Origin of the sequence: Bacillus haynesii, assembly GCF_001969855.1 — a bacterium.
Lineage (GTDB): Bacteria > Bacillota > Bacilli > Bacillales > Bacillaceae > Bacillus > Bacillus haynesii.
The window spans coordinates 218,802-234,089 of the sequence record NZ_MRBL01000005.1 but is presented as its reverse complement, the minus strand read 5'-3'; the positions used below and the strand labels follow the sequence as shown (position 1 = coordinate 234,089).

Here is a 15,288-nt window from a genome sequence, read left to right as displayed (position 1 = left end):
CTAAAGATGCAGCTTACTGAACTTTCCATACAAAGTCAAAACCCTTTTGTACGAGACTATATAAATGGAAAAAAGGAGATGGAGCCGTTTTTTGATTACGGCCTGAGCAATGAAAGTTGGAGTGTCCGTTTGGATGACCTTTCCTCCCGGACGTATGACCGCGATGCTTTAGCCGACTATTTGCTCGACTATCACAGCAAATTTCAATCGGCGAGCATGAATGAAACAATCGAACGCCTTCGCGATCCGCAAAGCGTTGTCGTTGTCGGAGGGCAGCAGGCCGGCCTGTTAACGGGTCCACTTTACACTATACATAAAATCGTATCAATCCTTGTATTTGCAAAGCAAAAAGAACAAGAGCTGAACGTTCCGGTCATTCCGGTATTCTGGGTTGCGGGGGAAGACCACGATCTGGAAGAAATCAATCACGTCCACATTTCTGACGGCGGCAAAGTGAAAAAGCACAAGCTCCCGCAGTCCCACTGGAAAAAAAGCCAGGCGGCAAAAACGGCGCTCGATGCCGAGAAAGCTGAAAAGTGGCTGGACGGGATTTTTGCTTCATTTGAAGAAACGGAGTATACGAAAGATCTTCTCAGCCATTTGCGCCGATGTTTAAGGCAATCTCTTTCCTTCACCGATTTTTTCGAATGGCTTGTTGCCGACATGTTTGAACAAGACGGTCTGATCCTTCTGAATTCCGGTGACCCGGGCATCAGAGCCTTTGAAACGCGTTTTTTCCGGCAGCTGCTGAACAAAAACGATGAGCTGACCGATTCTGTCAAACGGCAGCAGGAATTCATGAAACAACTGGGCTACACACCGATCATCGAAGGTGCCGCACAGCATGCGAACCTTTTTTATGAGCACGACGGCGAGCGGTTTTTAATCGAAAAAGAAAACGGCGCGTTTTTTATAAAAGAGCTTCATCTTCAGTGGTCTGAAGCAGAGCTTTGCGATTTAATCTGCCAAAAGCCGGAAGCGTTCAGCAATAATGTCGTAACAAGGCCGCTTATGCAGGAATATCTTCTTCCAACATTGGCGTTCATCGCCGGTCCCGGAGAGATCAATTATTGGGGCGAGCTGAAAGGCGCTTTTCAGGTCATGGGCTATAAAATGCCGCCTGTCGTACCGAGGCTTCAGGTTACATTCCTTGAACGGCACATCGAAAAAAAGCTGGGTGAACGGGGAATCGAACTCCGCGAATCGATTGAAAAGGGAGCGCGCGCCAAAAAAGAACAGTATTTTGAAGATAAGGTTCCGAGCGGATTTACCGATTCAGTCAAACAGGCGAAAGAAAAAATCGAAAACGTCCATTCCGCGGTGCGCGCGGAAGCCCTCGAAATCGACGGGAACCTCGGCCCCCTTTTAGAAAAGAACGCAGGCTTCATTCAAGATCAGCTCGAATTTTTAGAGAAAACGGTCATCAGAAGGATTGAAGAAAAAGAAAACTATATTTTGCGTGATTTTGACAAAATTCAAACAAGCATCAAGCCTTTAGACGCCCCGCAGGAGAGAATTTGGAACATCGTGTATTATTTGAACAAATACGGTCCGAATTTCTTGGGAAAATACAAGGATTTGCCATATTCATTTCAAAACATGCATCAAGTTGTCAAACTTTGAAATAATTTTTTAAAAAACCCTGAGTAGTTCAGGGTTTTTTTTTGTTTTAAAACAGTGTAAAATAAATTTGTGGAGAGAAGTGGTGGATAGTGGTGAGTTGAGGAACGAAAGTGGGGGCCGAGATCATGTTTATGGGTGAATACCAGCATACGATTGATTCAAAAGGCCGCATGATCGTTCCGGCGAAATTCAGAGAAGGCCTCGGCGAGCAGTTCGTTTTGACGCGCGGGCTTGATCAGTGCCTGTTTGGCTACCCTATGTCCGAATGGAAACTCATCGAAGAAAAACTGAAGGCCCTTCCTCTTACGAAGAAAGATGCACGCGCTTTTACCCGCTTTTTTTTCTCCGGAGCCACCGAATGTGAATTGGACAAGCAGGGCCGGATCAACATTGCATCGCCGCTTTTAAATTATGCAAAGCTTGAGAAGGAATGCGTGGTCATCGGAGTTTCAAATCGAATTGAATTGTGGAGCAAAGAGATTTGGGAACAATACGTAGAAGAGCAGGAAGATTCATTTGCCGAAATAGCTGAAAACATGATCGGATTTGATATATAATGAATCTTTGCGCATGCGGCGCTTCTGCAATCAGTTCATTTGAAAAAGGTGGGACTACTAAAGAAATGTTTGAGCATACAACAGTATTATTAAAAGAAACAGTTGACGGTTTAAATGTAAAAGAAGACGGTACATATGTAGACTGCACATTAGGCGGTGCCGGTCACAGCGAGTATTTGCTTTCACAGCTGTCTGAAAAAGGAAAGCTGGTCGCTTTTGACCAGGATGAAACCGCACTCCGCCATGCGAAGGAAAAACTGGCGGATTATGAAGGACAAGTCGTTTTCATAAAAAGCAATTTTCGGTATTTAAAAGACCGTCTAAACGAAATCGGCATCACGAAAGTGGACGGTGTTTTATTTGATTTAGGCGTCTCATCTCCTCAGCTGGATACACCTGAAAGGGGCTTCAGCTATCATCATGATGCACCTCTTGATATGCGAATGGACCAGTCGGCGGGCCTTTCGGCAAAGGAAGTCGTCAATGAATGGCCTTATGAGGATCTCGTGAAAATCTTCTTTAAATACGGAGAAGAGAAGTTCAGCAAGCAAATTGCCAGGAAAATCGAAAAAGCAAGAGAACAATCGCCTATTGAAACAACAGCCCAGCTTGTCGATATCATCAAAGAGGCGATTCCCGCACCGGCAAGAAGAAGCGGCGGGCATCCGGCTAAACGGATCTTCCAGGCGATTCGAATTGCGGTAAACGATGAGTTGAGAGTATTTGAAGAAGCGCTTTTGCAGGCGATTGAGGTGCTGAAGCCGGGCGGAAGGGTATCGGTCATCACATTCCACTCACTGGAAGACCGGATCTGCAAATCGACATTTAAAGAGATGTCATCGCCTCCTGAACTGCCTCACGGACTGCCCGTGATTCCCAAGGAGTTTGAACCGAAATTAAAGTTAGTCAACAGAAAGCCGATCACAGCTTCCGAAGAGGAGCTTGAACACAATAACCGTGCGCGCTCAGCGAAACTGCGTATCGCGGAAAAAGCACGAGAGTGAGCTGTGCGAATTAAAAGGAGGTCATCAGTCTATGAGCAATTTAGCTTATAAAGTAGAAAAACAGCAACGACAGACAAACAGTGCAGAACAATCCGTTATCATCCGGAGAAGAGCATCGATCACGCTTGGGGAAAAGGTACTGATTGTGCTTTTTGCCCTGGCTGTACTCAGCGCTTCACTATTTATGATTTCAAAGGCTTTCGCCGCGTATCAGACCAATATTGAAATTCAAAAGCTCGAAAAGAAGGTTGAAACGGAAAGCAGCAGAGTTGATGACCTCGAAAAAGAAGCCGATATGCTGAAAGAGCCGGACCGTATCATGGATATCGCCCGGAAAAAAGGCCTTAAATTAGGTGATAAAAAAGTGAAAGACATACAGGAATGATGGACAATGCCGAAAAAAAATAAATTCATGAACAGAGGAGCGGCAATACTTAGTATTTGTTTTGCCCTCTTTTTCTTTGTCATCGTAGGACGATTTGCGTTTATTCAAGCGACGGGAAAAGTGAACGGTGAAGTGCTTGCACAGAAGGCGAACGAACAGTATGAGAAAAAGCGGACGATCGAAGCCCAGCGGGGATCGATCCTTGACCGGAACGGAAAAGTGCTTGCCGAAGACGCTACGACATATAAGCTTGTCGCGATTATGAGCGAAAAGATGGAACCTCAATACGTGAAAGACAAGCAGCTGACGGCTGAGAAGCTTGCGCCGATCCTCGGCATGGATGAGGGGAAAGTGCTCGATATTCTCAATAAAAAAGGAGCGTTTCAGGTCGAATTCGGATCGGCGGGGCGGGATTTGACATACGCCCAAAAAGAAAAAATCGAAAAGCTGAAGCTGCCGGGCATCGTGTTCACCCGCGATACGAAGCGCTACTATCCAAACGGAATCTTCGCTTCCAACCTCATCGGCTATTCGCAGGTCAACGGAAAAACGGGTGAAATGCAAGGCATGATGGGCCTTGAAAAAACGCTGAACGATTATTTGAAAGAAACGGACGGATACATGACGTACGATACCGACAGAACGGGCTGGCGCCTGCCGAACAGCAATGAAAGTATTAAAGCGCCAAACAACGGAGACAACGTGTATTTGACGATCGATCAAAAAATCCAGGCGTTTTTGGAAGACAGCATGACGACCGTCCAAAAAGAATACAAGCCGAAGAAGATTATGGCGGCGGTCGTTGATCCGAAAACGGGCAAAGTACTCGCGATGGGGCAAAGGCCGAGCTTCAACCCGAATGTGCGCGATGTCACGAACTATTACAATGACCTTGTCTCCTACAGCTTTGAGCCGGGCTCGACGATGAAGATTTTCACATTGGCGGCGGCGATCCAAGAAGGCGTATATAATGGAGGGGAACAATACAAGTCTGGATCATATTCGGTTTCTAAAAAAGATAAGCCGATCAAAGACCATAATGGCGGCAACGGCTGGGGCCCGATCACATTTAATGAAGGTGTTGAACGATCCTCAAACGTCGCGTTTGCGATCCTTGCCAATGATAAACTCGGCACAGACCGCTTCAATCAATATTTGCGGAAATTCCATTTTTACGACAAAACGGGCATCGACCTGCCCGGGGAAGCGAACAGCAAAATCAATTTTGAATATTTGCGTGATAAAGTATCAACTGCCTTTGGTCAAAGTTCTGCGGTTACACCGATCCAGCAGCTTCAGGCCGCGACGGCGATCGCCAATAATGGAAAAATGATGAAGCCTTATGTCATCGATCATGTCGTTGATTCTGACAAAAACAAAACGACTTATCAAAATAAACCGGAACAAGTCGGCCAGCCGATCTCTTCCAAAACGGCAAAAGAAGTGCGCGACCTGTTGGGAAAAGTCGTCACATCTGAAAAAGGAACGGGGAAGCCGTACAAGATCGAAGGATTTGATGTCGCCGGAAAAACCGGTACGGCGCAAATTGCCGGAGAAGACGGCAGATATTTGACCGGCCGCGAAAACTACGTGTTTTCCTTCATGGGTATGGCCCCGAAGGACGATCCGCAGCTTCTCGTTTATGTAGCCGTACAGCAGCCGCAATTAAAGGCTACGGAAACAGGCTCTGCACCGGTAGCAAAAATTTTCAATCCGGTGATGAAAAACAGTCTTCACTATTTAAATATCACACCAAAAGAGACCAAAAAAGAAGACAAGCAGGAAGAAAAACAGCTGGAAATGCCTGATTTCACCGGCAAACGAGCTGAATCCGCCGCAAAAGAGGCACAAAACAGCAGCCTTGTTCCTGTTACGATCGGCGATGGCTTGGCTGTGAAAGAACAGTATCCGAAAGCAGGCGAAACCGTCCTGCCGAATCAACGGGTCTTCCTGAAAGCCGACGGGAAAATCACACTGCCTGATATGACGGGCTGGTCAAAGCGGGACGCCCTCCGCTTCGGCGCCATGGCAGGCATTCATATCGAAACGAGCGGCCAGGGGTATGTGAAGAGTCAAAATGTAAAAGCAGGCAAAGAATTAAAAGCAAACTCGGTCGTAAAAGTCAGATTGAAAAACGAATAGATCCCGTCTAAAAGGCTATCGGCTCAAAGTCGATAGCCTTCCGTTTGGGTGCGGCGCCTTGAATATATGAAAAATCGGGCCGTTCTATCAAAACGCTCCAAGGCATAAAATGAAACAAGCCTAAATAAGGAGTGAACGGTCTCTTGCGCGTTTCCAATGTAACGGTCAGAAAACGTTTAATATTCGTTCTGCTTTTTGGTGTGATCATCTTTTTGATTATTGATACAAGGCTAGGATACGTTCAGTTCGTTCTGGGGGATAAACTGACGACTTTAGCAAAAGATTCGTGGAGCCGGAACCTTCCTTTTGAGCCGGAAAGGGGCGAAATATTGGACAGGAACGGTGTCAAGCTGGCGACAAACCAAAGCGCGCCATCGGTTTTGGTTGTTCCGAGGCAGGTTGAAAATCCGATCAAAACGAGCAAACTGCTGGCCAGCGTTTTGAATATGTCGGAAGAAAAAGCGTATCAACATGTCACGAAAAAAACATCGATTGAAAGGATCAATCCCGAGGGCCGGAAAATTTCCCACGAGAAAGCAAAAGAAGTCAGAGATCTCAACTTGAAAGGTGTATACATTGCAGAAGACTCGATCCGCCATTATCCGTTCGGCAGCTATCTGTCCCACGTGCTCGGATTTGCGGGCATTGACAACCAGGGTCTGCTTGGCCTCGAAGCCTTTTATGACGAAGAGCTGAAAGGTGAAAAAGGCTATGTGAAATTTTATTCCGATGCAAAAGGCAAGAGGATGCCGGGTGAGGCGGATGACTATACCCCGCCGAAAGACGGGCTTGATATGAAGCTGACGATCGATTCAAAGGTGCAGACGATCATGGAGCGGGAGTTTGATATCGCAGAAGCGAAGTATAATCCGGACGGAATGGTCGGTGTTGCGATGAACCCGAAAAACGGGGAGATATTGGCGATGGTCAGCCGGCCGGACTTTGATCCCGCAAACTACAAATCAATCGATCCTAAAGTCTATAATCGGAACTTGCCTGTATGGAGCACATATGAGCCCGGTTCTACTTTTAAAATCATCACGCTTGCCGCAGCTTTGGAGGAGAACAAAGTCAACCTCCAAAAAGATCACTTCTATGATAAAGGTTCCGTTGAAGTGGACGGTGCAAGGCTGAAGTGCTGGAAACGCGGCGGACACGGCGCACAATCGTTTCTCGAAGTCGTCCAAAATTCGTGCAACCCGGGATTTGTGGAGCTTGGTCAGCGGCTGGGCAAAGAAAAACTGTTCAGCTACATTAAAAATTTCGGCTTCGGACAAAAAACCGGGATCGATTTGCAAGGCGAAGGAACAGGCATCTTATTCCCTCTTGACCGCGTCGGTCCTGTAGAGCAGGCGACAACCGCTTTCGGCCAGGGGGTATCGGTGACACCGATCCAGCAGGTCGCCGCCGTTTCTGCGGCTGTCAACGGCGGAACGCTGTATACGCCGTATATTGCTAAAGAGTGGATTGATCCCGTAACAAAACAAACAGTGAAAAAACAGACGCCGATCGCCAAGAAAAAAGTGATTTCTGAAGAGACATCCAAACAGATCCGTTACGCACTGGAGAGCGTTGTCGCCCAGGGGACGGGACGGAACGCTTTCGTCGACGGCTACCGGGTGGGCGGCAAAACCGGTACGGCTCAAAAAGTAAAAGACGGGAAATATTTAAAAAACAACCACATCGTCTCATTTATCGGAACGGCTCCTTCCGATGATCCGAGCATCGTCGTCTACGTCGCCGTCGACAACCCGAAAGGCACGATTCAATTCGGGGGTACGGTTGCAGCGCCGATCGTCGGAAACATCATGAGAGACAGCCTTCCGCAGCTCGGCGTTGAGAAGCGGAAAGATCAGATTGAACGCGAATATCAATGGCTGGACAAAAAGCTGATCGAGGTCCCGAACCTTATAGGGCTTTCCGTGACAGAGCTTGAACCATTGCTGATCAACCTCAGGCTGAAAGCTTCCGGAGAAGGCGATGTCGTCGTTCAGCAGTCCCCTAAACCGGGCGAGAAAGTAAAAGAAGGATCAACCATTCGCATTTACCTTGACAGCGAAGACGGAGCCTCTGATTAATTCGGATCAATATGAGGAGCGGCAGCCGGCTGATGTCCGGGGGCCGTTCCTCCTAAAAAATATATCGATTTTAAAGGATTAGCTGGATGTATCCTCTTTTTTACGCTAAAATATGAACTGTATGTCTGCGCGAAGCTCGTGCGGAGAATCAATGCAGGAAAATATGACAACGAATGAAGAATGATTAGACTTGAGAGGTTTGATACGATGAAATTAACAAAGATTCTTACATATTTAAAAAATGCACCTTCCTATGCCGGCCAAGAAGACCCTGATATAACTTCAATTGAGATGGACTCCAGGGAAGTCAAGACAGGGAGTCTTTTTGTTTGTATAAAAGGCTATACAGTCGACGGGCATGACTACGCCCGGCAAGCCGCTGAAAAAGGGGCCGTCGCCATCGTGGCGGAAAGGGAAGTGGACGCCGATGTGCCGGTGATCATCGTCCGTCATACGAAAAGAGCGCTTGCCGTGCTGTCGGACGCCTTTTACGGCCAGCCGACGAAACAGCTGAAGCTGATCGGCATTACAGGCACAAACGGCAAGACATCGACTTCCCACATGGTGGAGGAGATCTTCAGAAAAGCCGGGAGCCGTACAGGACTGATCGGCACGATGTACACGAAAATCCATGACGAAACGTTTGACGCGAAAAATACGACGCCTGAAAGTGTCACACTTCAAAAAACGTTTCGGAAAATGGTGGATCAGGATGTGGATACAGCCGTCATGGAAGTATCTTCACACGCTCTCCACATGGGCCGGGTACACGGGTGTGATTACGATATCGCCGCTTTTACGAACCTGACGCAGGACCACCTTGACTACCACCAGACAATGGAAGAATATAAGCATGCGAAAAGTCTGCTTTTCTCGCAGCTTGGCGGATCTTTTAACCACGAAAAACCGAAGTGGGCCGTGCTGAATACGGATGATCCTGCTTCAGCCTATTTCGCCCAAGTGACGTCAGCACACCTTTTGACATACGGAATTCAAAACGATGCCGATGTCAAGGCTGAAAATATCAAAATGGCCCCGAAAGGGACAACCTTTGACCTGGTGACGCCCAAAGGTTCTGCCCAAGTGACGATTCCGCTTGTCGGCCTGTTCAACGTCTACAATGTTTTAACGGCTGCCGCGATCGCGATTGCAGCGGATATCCCGTTTGCTACGATTACAGAAGGAATTGAAGGGCTGAAAGGCGTCAGAGGCAGATTTGAACTTGTGGACGCAGGCCAGGACTTTCCGGTGATCGTCGACTATGCCCATACCCCTGACAGCCTCGAAAATGTCCTGAATACGTGCAGAGGCTTAACGGAAGGAAAGCTGTTTGTCGTCGTCGGCTGCGGTGGAGACCGTGATAAGACGAAGCGTCCGAAAATGGCGAAAATCGCCGTTGATCTTGCTGATGAACCGGTCTTTACAGCCGATAACCCGAGAAGCGAAAACCCGCTCGCCATTTTAAACGATATGGAAGAAGGCGTAAAAGGGGCTTACTATCACAGCATCGTTAACCGCGAGCAGGCGATCTTTTTTGCGATTGCAAACGCCAAAAAAGGCGATGTCGTCCTGATCGCAGGCAAAGGCCATGAAACTTACCAGCAGATCGGCGGTAAAACCTTTGATTTTGATGACGCTGAGGTGGCCAAAAGAGCCATTCTTGAGCTGAAATAATCGAAAAAGAACTACAGGAAAGAGTTGTTGAAATGATGGATGAAATAAATCAACATATGAAAAAAAACAGTGAATATGATAAATGCGTATGCTGCTTCTTATATCATGCGGAAAGGAGAGAAGAACGATGCTCGAACAAGTAATTTTATTTACCATTATCATGGGCTTTTTAATCAGCGTTCTTTTATCTCCGATTTTCATTCCGTTTTTAAGAAGGCTGAAATTCGGGCAGAGCATCCGTGAGGAAGGTCCGAAATCCCATCAGAAAAAATCGGGAACGCCGACGATGGGCGGCGTCATGATCATATTGTCGATTATCGCGACGACGATTGCCATGACGATGAAATTTTCCGAAGTCAGCATGAACATGATCCTCCTTTTGTTTGTTACGGTTGGATACGGTCTGCTCGGCTTTCTGGATGATTATATTAAAGTCGTGATGAAGCGCAATCTTGGACTCACATCCAAACAAAAACTGATCGGCCAAATCGTGATTGCTCTGGTATTCTATGCCGTCTACCACGTTCAAGGGCTGCCGACTGACATCCGCATTCCGGGAACAGAGCTGTCGTTTGATTTCGGCTGGATTTATCCGGTGCTCGTCATCTTTATGCTTGTCGGCGGTTCAAATGCCGTCAACCTGACTGACGGGCTTGACGGTCTGTTGTCGGGTACCGCCGCCATCGCGTTCGGTGCGTTTGCGATTTTGGCGTGGAACCAGTCGCAATACGATGTCGCCATTTTCGCAGTTGCCGTTGTCGGAGCGGTATTAGGATTTCTTGTGTTTAACGCGCACCCCGCGAAAGTCTTTATGGGAGATACAGGGTCGCTTGCCCTCGGCGGCGCGATTGTGACGATTGCGATTTTAACGAAACTGGAAATCCTGCTTGTCATCATCGGCGGCGTATTCGTCATTGAAACGCTGTCTGTCATTTTGCAGGTCATTTCATTTAAAACGACCGGCAAACGAATTTTCAAAATGAGCCCTCTTCACCATCATTACGAGCTTGTCGGGTGGTCTGAGTGGAGAGTTGTCGTCACTTTTTGGACAGCGGGGCTTCTGCTAGCCGTCTTAGGAATTTACATCGAGGTGTGGTTATAAGTGGATACTCAAGATTTATTGCAAAATCAAAATGTGCTCGTACTGGGGCTGGCGAAAAGCGGATATGCTGCCGCTTCGATCCTTCATGAGAAAGGCGTAAAGGTTGTCGTGAATGACCAGCTGCCTTTTGAGGAAAATGAACCTGCGCGGATTCTCGCGGAAAAAGGGGTGGAAGTCGTCTGCGGCTCTCATCCGACGGAACTGTTTGATCTTCATTCGATCGACATTCTGATTAAAAATCCGGGCATCCGCTATGAAAACGTGATGGTCGAAGAAGCGCTGAAGCGGGGGATACCGGTCTGGACGGAGGTTGAACTTGCCTATCATCTGACAGATGCTCCGTTCATCGGCATTACCGGTTCAAACGGAAAGACGACAACGACAACGCTTGTTTATGAAATGCTGAAAGCCGATTCGAAAAAAGCGCTCGTTGCTGGGAATATCGGCACGGCGGCAAGTGAAATGGCCAATCAGGCCCGGGGAGACGAATGGATCGTGACAGAGCTGTCGAGTTTTCAGCTTATGGGGACTTATCAATTCAGACCGAAAATCGGATTATTATTAAACGTATTTGATGCCCATCTCGATTATCACCATTCGCGCCAAAATTATGAGCTTGCCAAACAGCAGGTCTATCGACATCAATCGGAAACAGACGTTGCCGTTGTCAATTTGGACGATGAGACAGTCGTCCGGCTCGCCGAGTGTTCAAAAGCGGAGAAAGTGAATTTTTCTGTCCGCCGGACACTTGAGCGCGGAGCGTGCGTGAAAGACGGCGTGATCATGTTTAACGGCGAACCGGTCATGCCGGTGGAAGACGTCGTTTTACCGGGAGAGCACAATTTGGAGAACATTTTGGCCGCCCTTTGCATCGTTAAAACCGCAGGCGTCTCCGATGACGCCGTCCGTAAGGTGCTGACGAGCTTTACCGGTGTAAAGCACAGGATGCAATACGTCGCGACGATCAAAAACAGACTGTTTTACAATGACAGCAAAGCGACAAACATTCTTGCGACGAAAAAAGCGCTGTCCGCCTTTCAAAAGCCGGTCATTTTGCTGGCAGGGGGGCTTGACCGCGGTAATGAATTTGATGAACTAAAGCCGCACATGTCTTTTGTCAAAGCGGTGATCACATTCGGCGAGACCGCGCCGAAGTTTGAGAAGCTGGCCGAAGAAATGGGAATACAACAGGTTAAACGTGTCGATAATGTTGAACAAGCAGCAACTGCGGCGTTCAGCCTGTCAGACGAAGGAGATGTCATTCTTCTGTCCCCGGCCTGCGCAAGCTGGGATCAGTACAAAACATTTGAAGAACGTGGTGACATGTTTGTAAACGCCGTGCATATGCTTAAATAAGGGCTTGTCTCGTAAAGATAGCCCTAAGAATTAGAGCTTGGGGTGTTCGGCTTTGCAAACAAAAAAAACGTCACCGGATTTTTTGCTGGTTATCATTACGCTATTGCTTTTAACAATTGGACTGATTATGGTATACAGCGCCAGTGCGGTATGGGCGACTTACAAATACGACGACTCCTTTTTCTTTGCGAAACGGCAGCTTTTGTTTGCCGGCATCGGGGTCATCGCCATGTTTTTCATCATGAACGTCGACTACTGGACGTGGAGGACTTATGCGAAAATACTGATCATTGTATGTTTCTTTCTGCTCATCATCGTCCTTGTTCCCGGGATCGGCATGGAACGGAACGGGTCGAGGAGCTGGATCGGAGTCGGCGCTTTCAGCATTCAGCCGTCCGAGTTTATGAAGCTCGCGATGATTGCATTTTTGGCCAAGTTTTTATCAGAAAAGCAAAAGAAGATTACATCGTTTAGAAAAGGCTTTGTGCCGGCGCTCGGCATTGTCTTTTCAGCTTTTCTGATCATCATGATGCAGCCTGACCTCGGAACAGGAACCGTGATGGTCGGCACATGCATCATTATGATCTTTGTCGCGGGGGCGAGAATTTCGCACTTCGTTTTTCTCGGTCTTCTAGGTCTGAGCGGCTTTATCGGCCTTGTGCTGTCGGCGCCGTACCGGATCAAAAGGATCACTTCATACTTGAATCCTTGGGAAGATCCTTTAGGAAGCGGCTTTCAAATCATTCAGTCTCTTTATGCGGTGGGGCCCGGCGGGCTGTTCGGCCTCGGCCTCGGCCAGAGCAGGCAAAAGTTTTTTTATCTGCCTGAGCCGCAGACAGATTTTATTTTTGCGATTTTATCAGAGGAGCTCGGCTTTATCGGCGGATCGCTGATTCTTTTGCTCTTCAGCGTTCTACTGTGGAGAGGCATCAGAATCGCGCTCGGTGCGCCCGATTTATACGGCAGTTTTGTCGCCGTCGGCGTCATTTCGATGATAGCGATTCAGGTTATGATCAATATTGGCGTCGTGACCGGCCTGATTCCTGTTACAGGCATTACGCTTCCGTTTTTAAGCTATGGCGGTTCATCACTGACCTTGATGCTCATGGCGGTCGGCGTGCTGCTGAATGTCAGCAGGTATTCTAGATACTAGATTTTGGCGATAACCCTGTTGCGAGATAGCAGGGTTATCGGCATGTACATAAGGAATAAGGGGGAGAACAGATGCGGATTGTTGTTAGCGGAGGCGGAACGGGCGGCCATATTTACCCCGCCCTTGCGTTTATTAAAGAAGTGAAAAGGCATCACGAAGATGTTGAGTTTTTATATATCGGAACCGAAAAAGGCCTGGAGAAAAACATCGTCGAGCGGGAAGGGATCCCTTTCAAAGCGATTGAAATTACGGGTTTTAAAAGAAAACTGTCATTTGAAAACGTCAAAACCGTCATGCGTTTTTTAAAGGGCGTAAAAGAATGCAAAACAGAATTAAAACGGTTTAAGCCCGACGCCGTGATCGGCACGGGCGGCTATGTGTGCGGACCCGTGGTGTACGCCGCTTCAAAACTGGGAATTCCGACGATTATCCACGAACAAAACAGCCTTCCCGGACTCACCAATAAGTTTTTATCCAAATATGTTGATAAGGTAGCGATTTGTTTTGATGAAGCGAAAACACATTTTCCTGCAGAAAAAGTTGTTTTTACAGGAAACCCGAGGGCGTCTGAAGTCGTCTCTATAAAAGGGGGGCGTTCCCTGACCGCTTTAGGTCTTTCAGAAGGCAAAAAAACGGTTCTTATTTTCGGAGGCAGCCGCGGTGCCGCTCCGATCAATGAAGCGGTCATCGCGATGCAAAACGAGTTAAAAAAGCGGGATTACCAGGTTCTTTATGTCACAGGGGAAGTTCACTATGATAAAGTCACAGCTGCGCTTGACAAAGAAGGCGCCGCTCCGAATATGGTCGTTCAGCCGTTTCTCCATCAAATGCCCGAGTACTTAAAAGAGTTCGATGTCGTCGTGGCGCGCGCGGGTGCAACGACAATAGCGGAAATTACCGCGCTCGGGATTCCAAGCGTTCTGATTCCGAGTCCGTATGTTACGGCCAACCACCAGGAAGTGAACGCACGCTCACTAGGGGAGCAGAACGCCGCAGTCGTTTTAAAAGAATCAGAGCTTAATGGAGACCGCTTAATTCAGGCGATCGATCATATTTTACAAGACGAAATGACGTTGAAAGAGATGAGCAGCCGTACGAAATCACTTGGCGTGCCGGACGCCGCGGAACGCTTGTACAATGTGCTGAAAGAACTGAAACATCATGCAAAATGATAAGTCAGAAGGATTTTGGAGGTTTTCGATGGATAAGGTGATACAAGAATTAAAAGAACTTGAAGTCGGCAAAGTTCTGGAAAACGAGCCGCTCAGCAACCATACAACGATTAAAATCGGAGGACCGGCTGATGTGCTGGTGATTCCGAAAAACATTCAAGCTGTCAAAGATACGATGAAGGTGATCAAGAAGCACGGCGTCAAGTGGACGGCCATCGGCAGAGGCTCGAATCTTCTTGTCCTCGATGAAGGGATAAGAGGCGTCGTCATCAAGCTCGGCCAAGGACTTGACCATATGGAAATCGACGGCGAGCAAGTGACGGTCGGCAGCGGCTACTCTGTCGTAAGGCTTGCGACAGGCATCAGCAAAAAAGGGCTTTCCGGCCTTGAATTTGCCGCAGGCATTCCGGGTTCGGTCGGCGGAGCGGTTTACATGAATGCCGGGGCCCACGGCTCTGATATCAGCAGGGTATTGGTGAAAGCATTGATCCTGTTTGAAGACGGAACGATCGAATGGCTGACGAATGAAGAGATGGCGTTCAGCTACCGCACGTCCATCCTTCAAAACGAGCGGCCGGGCATTTGTCTTGAAGCCGTTCTCCAATTGGAGCAAAAAGAACGCGATGAGATCGTCGCGCAGATGCAGAAAAACAAAGACTACCGAAAAGAAACGCAGCCTGTGTCCAACCCTTGCGCAGGCAGCATTTTCAGAAACCCGCTGCCTGAACATGCGGGCCGGCTAGTTGAAGAGGCTGGTTTGAAAGGCCATCAGATCGGCGGGGCAAAGGTTTCAGAGATGCACGGCAATTTCATTGTCAATGCAGGAGGCGCAACAGCGAAAGACGTCCTTGATTTGATTGCATTCATTCAAAAAACGATTAAAGAAAAATACGATATCGACATGCACACTGAGGTCGAAATTATCGGAGAAAAACGGTAAACGGCCTCTCTACTTCAGATCGCCTTATGATATAATGTATGAAACAAACAAGCAAACGGCATCCTAGTATGTCGTTTGTTTCGCTAAACGGAAGCTTTTTAG

General features: G+C 47.8%; 12 protein-coding genes. All 12 read left to right on the top strand.

Annotation, left to right across the window (positions count from 1 at the left end; all coding sequences use genetic code 11):
• The first annotated feature begins 6 nt into the window (after positions 1-6).
• The 12 genes from bshC to murB all read left to right on the top strand — a co-directional run bounded on the left by bshC (position 7) and on the right by murB (position 15,186).
• Positions 7-1,623 (top strand): bacillithiol biosynthesis cysteine-adding enzyme BshC, encoded by a 1,617-nt coding sequence (bshC, locus tag BTA31_RS05765; protein WP_076789670.1) that lies wholly within the window; start codon positions 7-9, stop codon positions 1,621-1,623.
• Positions 1,624-1,748: 125 nt separating this feature from the next.
• Positions 1,749-2,180 (top strand): division/cell wall cluster transcriptional repressor MraZ, encoded by a 432-nt coding sequence (gene mraZ, locus BTA31_RS05760; RefSeq protein WP_009328555.1) that lies wholly within the window; start codon positions 1,749-1,751, stop codon positions 2,178-2,180.
• A gap of 65 nt (positions 2,181-2,245) precedes the next feature.
• A complete protein-coding gene (rsmH, locus tag BTA31_RS05755) occupies positions 2,246-3,184 on the top strand; it encodes a 16S rRNA (cytosine(1402)-N(4))-methyltransferase RsmH (RefSeq protein ID WP_043927562.1) in 939 nt (312 codons plus the stop codon).
• A gap of 31 nt (positions 3,185-3,215) precedes the next feature.
• A complete protein-coding gene (gene ftsL, locus BTA31_RS05750) occupies positions 3,216-3,569 on the top strand; it encodes a cell division protein FtsL (protein ID WP_043927563.1) in 354 nt (117 codons plus the stop codon).
• Between the two features lie 6 nt (positions 3,570-3,575).
• Positions 3,576-5,711 (top strand): penicillin-binding protein, encoded by a 2,136-nt coding sequence (locus BTA31_RS05745; RefSeq protein WP_076789666.1) that lies wholly within the window; start codon positions 3,576-3,578, stop codon positions 5,709-5,711.
• A gap of 143 nt (positions 5,712-5,854) precedes the next feature.
• Positions 5,855-7,789, top strand: coding sequence for a stage V sporulation protein D (locus BTA31_RS05740; RefSeq protein WP_043927567.1), 1,935 nt, complete (start codon positions 5,855-5,857; stop codon positions 7,787-7,789).
• A gap of 207 nt (positions 7,790-7,996) precedes the next feature.
• Positions 7,997-9,463, top strand: coding sequence for a UDP-N-acetylmuramoyl-L-alanyl-D-glutamate--2,6-diaminopimelate ligase (locus tag BTA31_RS05735; RefSeq protein ID WP_076789662.1), 1,467 nt, complete (start codon positions 7,997-7,999; stop codon positions 9,461-9,463).
• A 127-nt stretch (positions 9,464-9,590) separates the two neighbouring features.
• Positions 9,591-10,565 (top strand): phospho-N-acetylmuramoyl-pentapeptide-transferase, encoded by a 975-nt coding sequence (gene mraY / locus BTA31_RS05730; protein ID WP_043927570.1) that lies wholly within the window; start codon positions 9,591-9,593, stop codon positions 10,563-10,565.
• A complete protein-coding gene (murD, locus tag BTA31_RS05725) occupies positions 10,566-11,921 on the top strand; it encodes a UDP-N-acetylmuramoyl-L-alanine--D-glutamate ligase (protein ID WP_076789659.1) in 1,356 nt (451 codons plus the stop codon). It begins immediately after the preceding gene.
• A gap of 52 nt (positions 11,922-11,973) precedes the next feature.
• Entirely contained in the window at positions 11,974-13,074 is a 1,101-nt protein-coding gene (gene spoVE, locus BTA31_RS05720; RefSeq protein ID WP_065644073.1) for a stage V sporulation protein E, read from the top strand.
• 71 nt (positions 13,075-13,145) lie between these two features.
• Positions 13,146-14,246, top strand: a complete 1,101-nt coding sequence (gene murG / locus BTA31_RS05715) for an undecaprenyldiphospho-muramoylpentapeptide beta-N-acetylglucosaminyltransferase (RefSeq protein ID WP_076789656.1) — start codon at positions 13,146-13,148, stop codon at positions 14,244-14,246.
• Between the two features lie 28 nt (positions 14,247-14,274).
• Positions 14,275-15,186, top strand: coding sequence for a UDP-N-acetylmuramate dehydrogenase (gene murB, locus BTA31_RS05710; RefSeq protein ID WP_043927574.1), 912 nt, complete (start codon positions 14,275-14,277; stop codon positions 15,184-15,186).
• Positions 15,187-15,288: the final 102 nt, after the last annotated feature.

Coding starts and splice junctions, on each gene's coding strand:
- murB (WP_043927574.1), top strand. CDS start 14,275: ATGGATAAGGTGATACAAGAATTAAAAGAACTTGAAGTCGGCAAAGTT.
- mraZ (WP_009328555.1), top strand. CDS start 1,749: ATGTTTATGGGTGAATACCAGCATACGATTGATTCAAAAGGCCGCATG.
- BTA31_RS05745 (WP_076789666.1), top strand. CDS start 3,576: ATGCCGAAAAAAAATAAATTCATGAACAGAGGAGCGGCAATACTTAGT.
- rsmH (WP_043927562.1), top strand. CDS start 2,246: ATGTTTGAGCATACAACAGTATTATTAAAAGAAACAGTTGACGGTTTA.
- ftsL (WP_043927563.1), top strand. CDS start 3,216: ATGAGCAATTTAGCTTATAAAGTAGAAAAACAGCAACGACAGACAAAC.
- BTA31_RS05735 (WP_076789662.1), top strand. CDS start 7,997: ATGAAATTAACAAAGATTCTTACATATTTAAAAAATGCACCTTCCTAT.
- murG (WP_076789656.1), top strand. CDS start 13,146: ATGCGGATTGTTGTTAGCGGAGGCGGAACGGGCGGCCATATTTACCCC.
- bshC (WP_076789670.1), top strand. CDS start 7: ATGCAGCTTACTGAACTTTCCATACAAAGTCAAAACCCTTTTGTACGA.
- mraY (WP_043927570.1), top strand. CDS start 9,591: ATGCTCGAACAAGTAATTTTATTTACCATTATCATGGGCTTTTTAATC.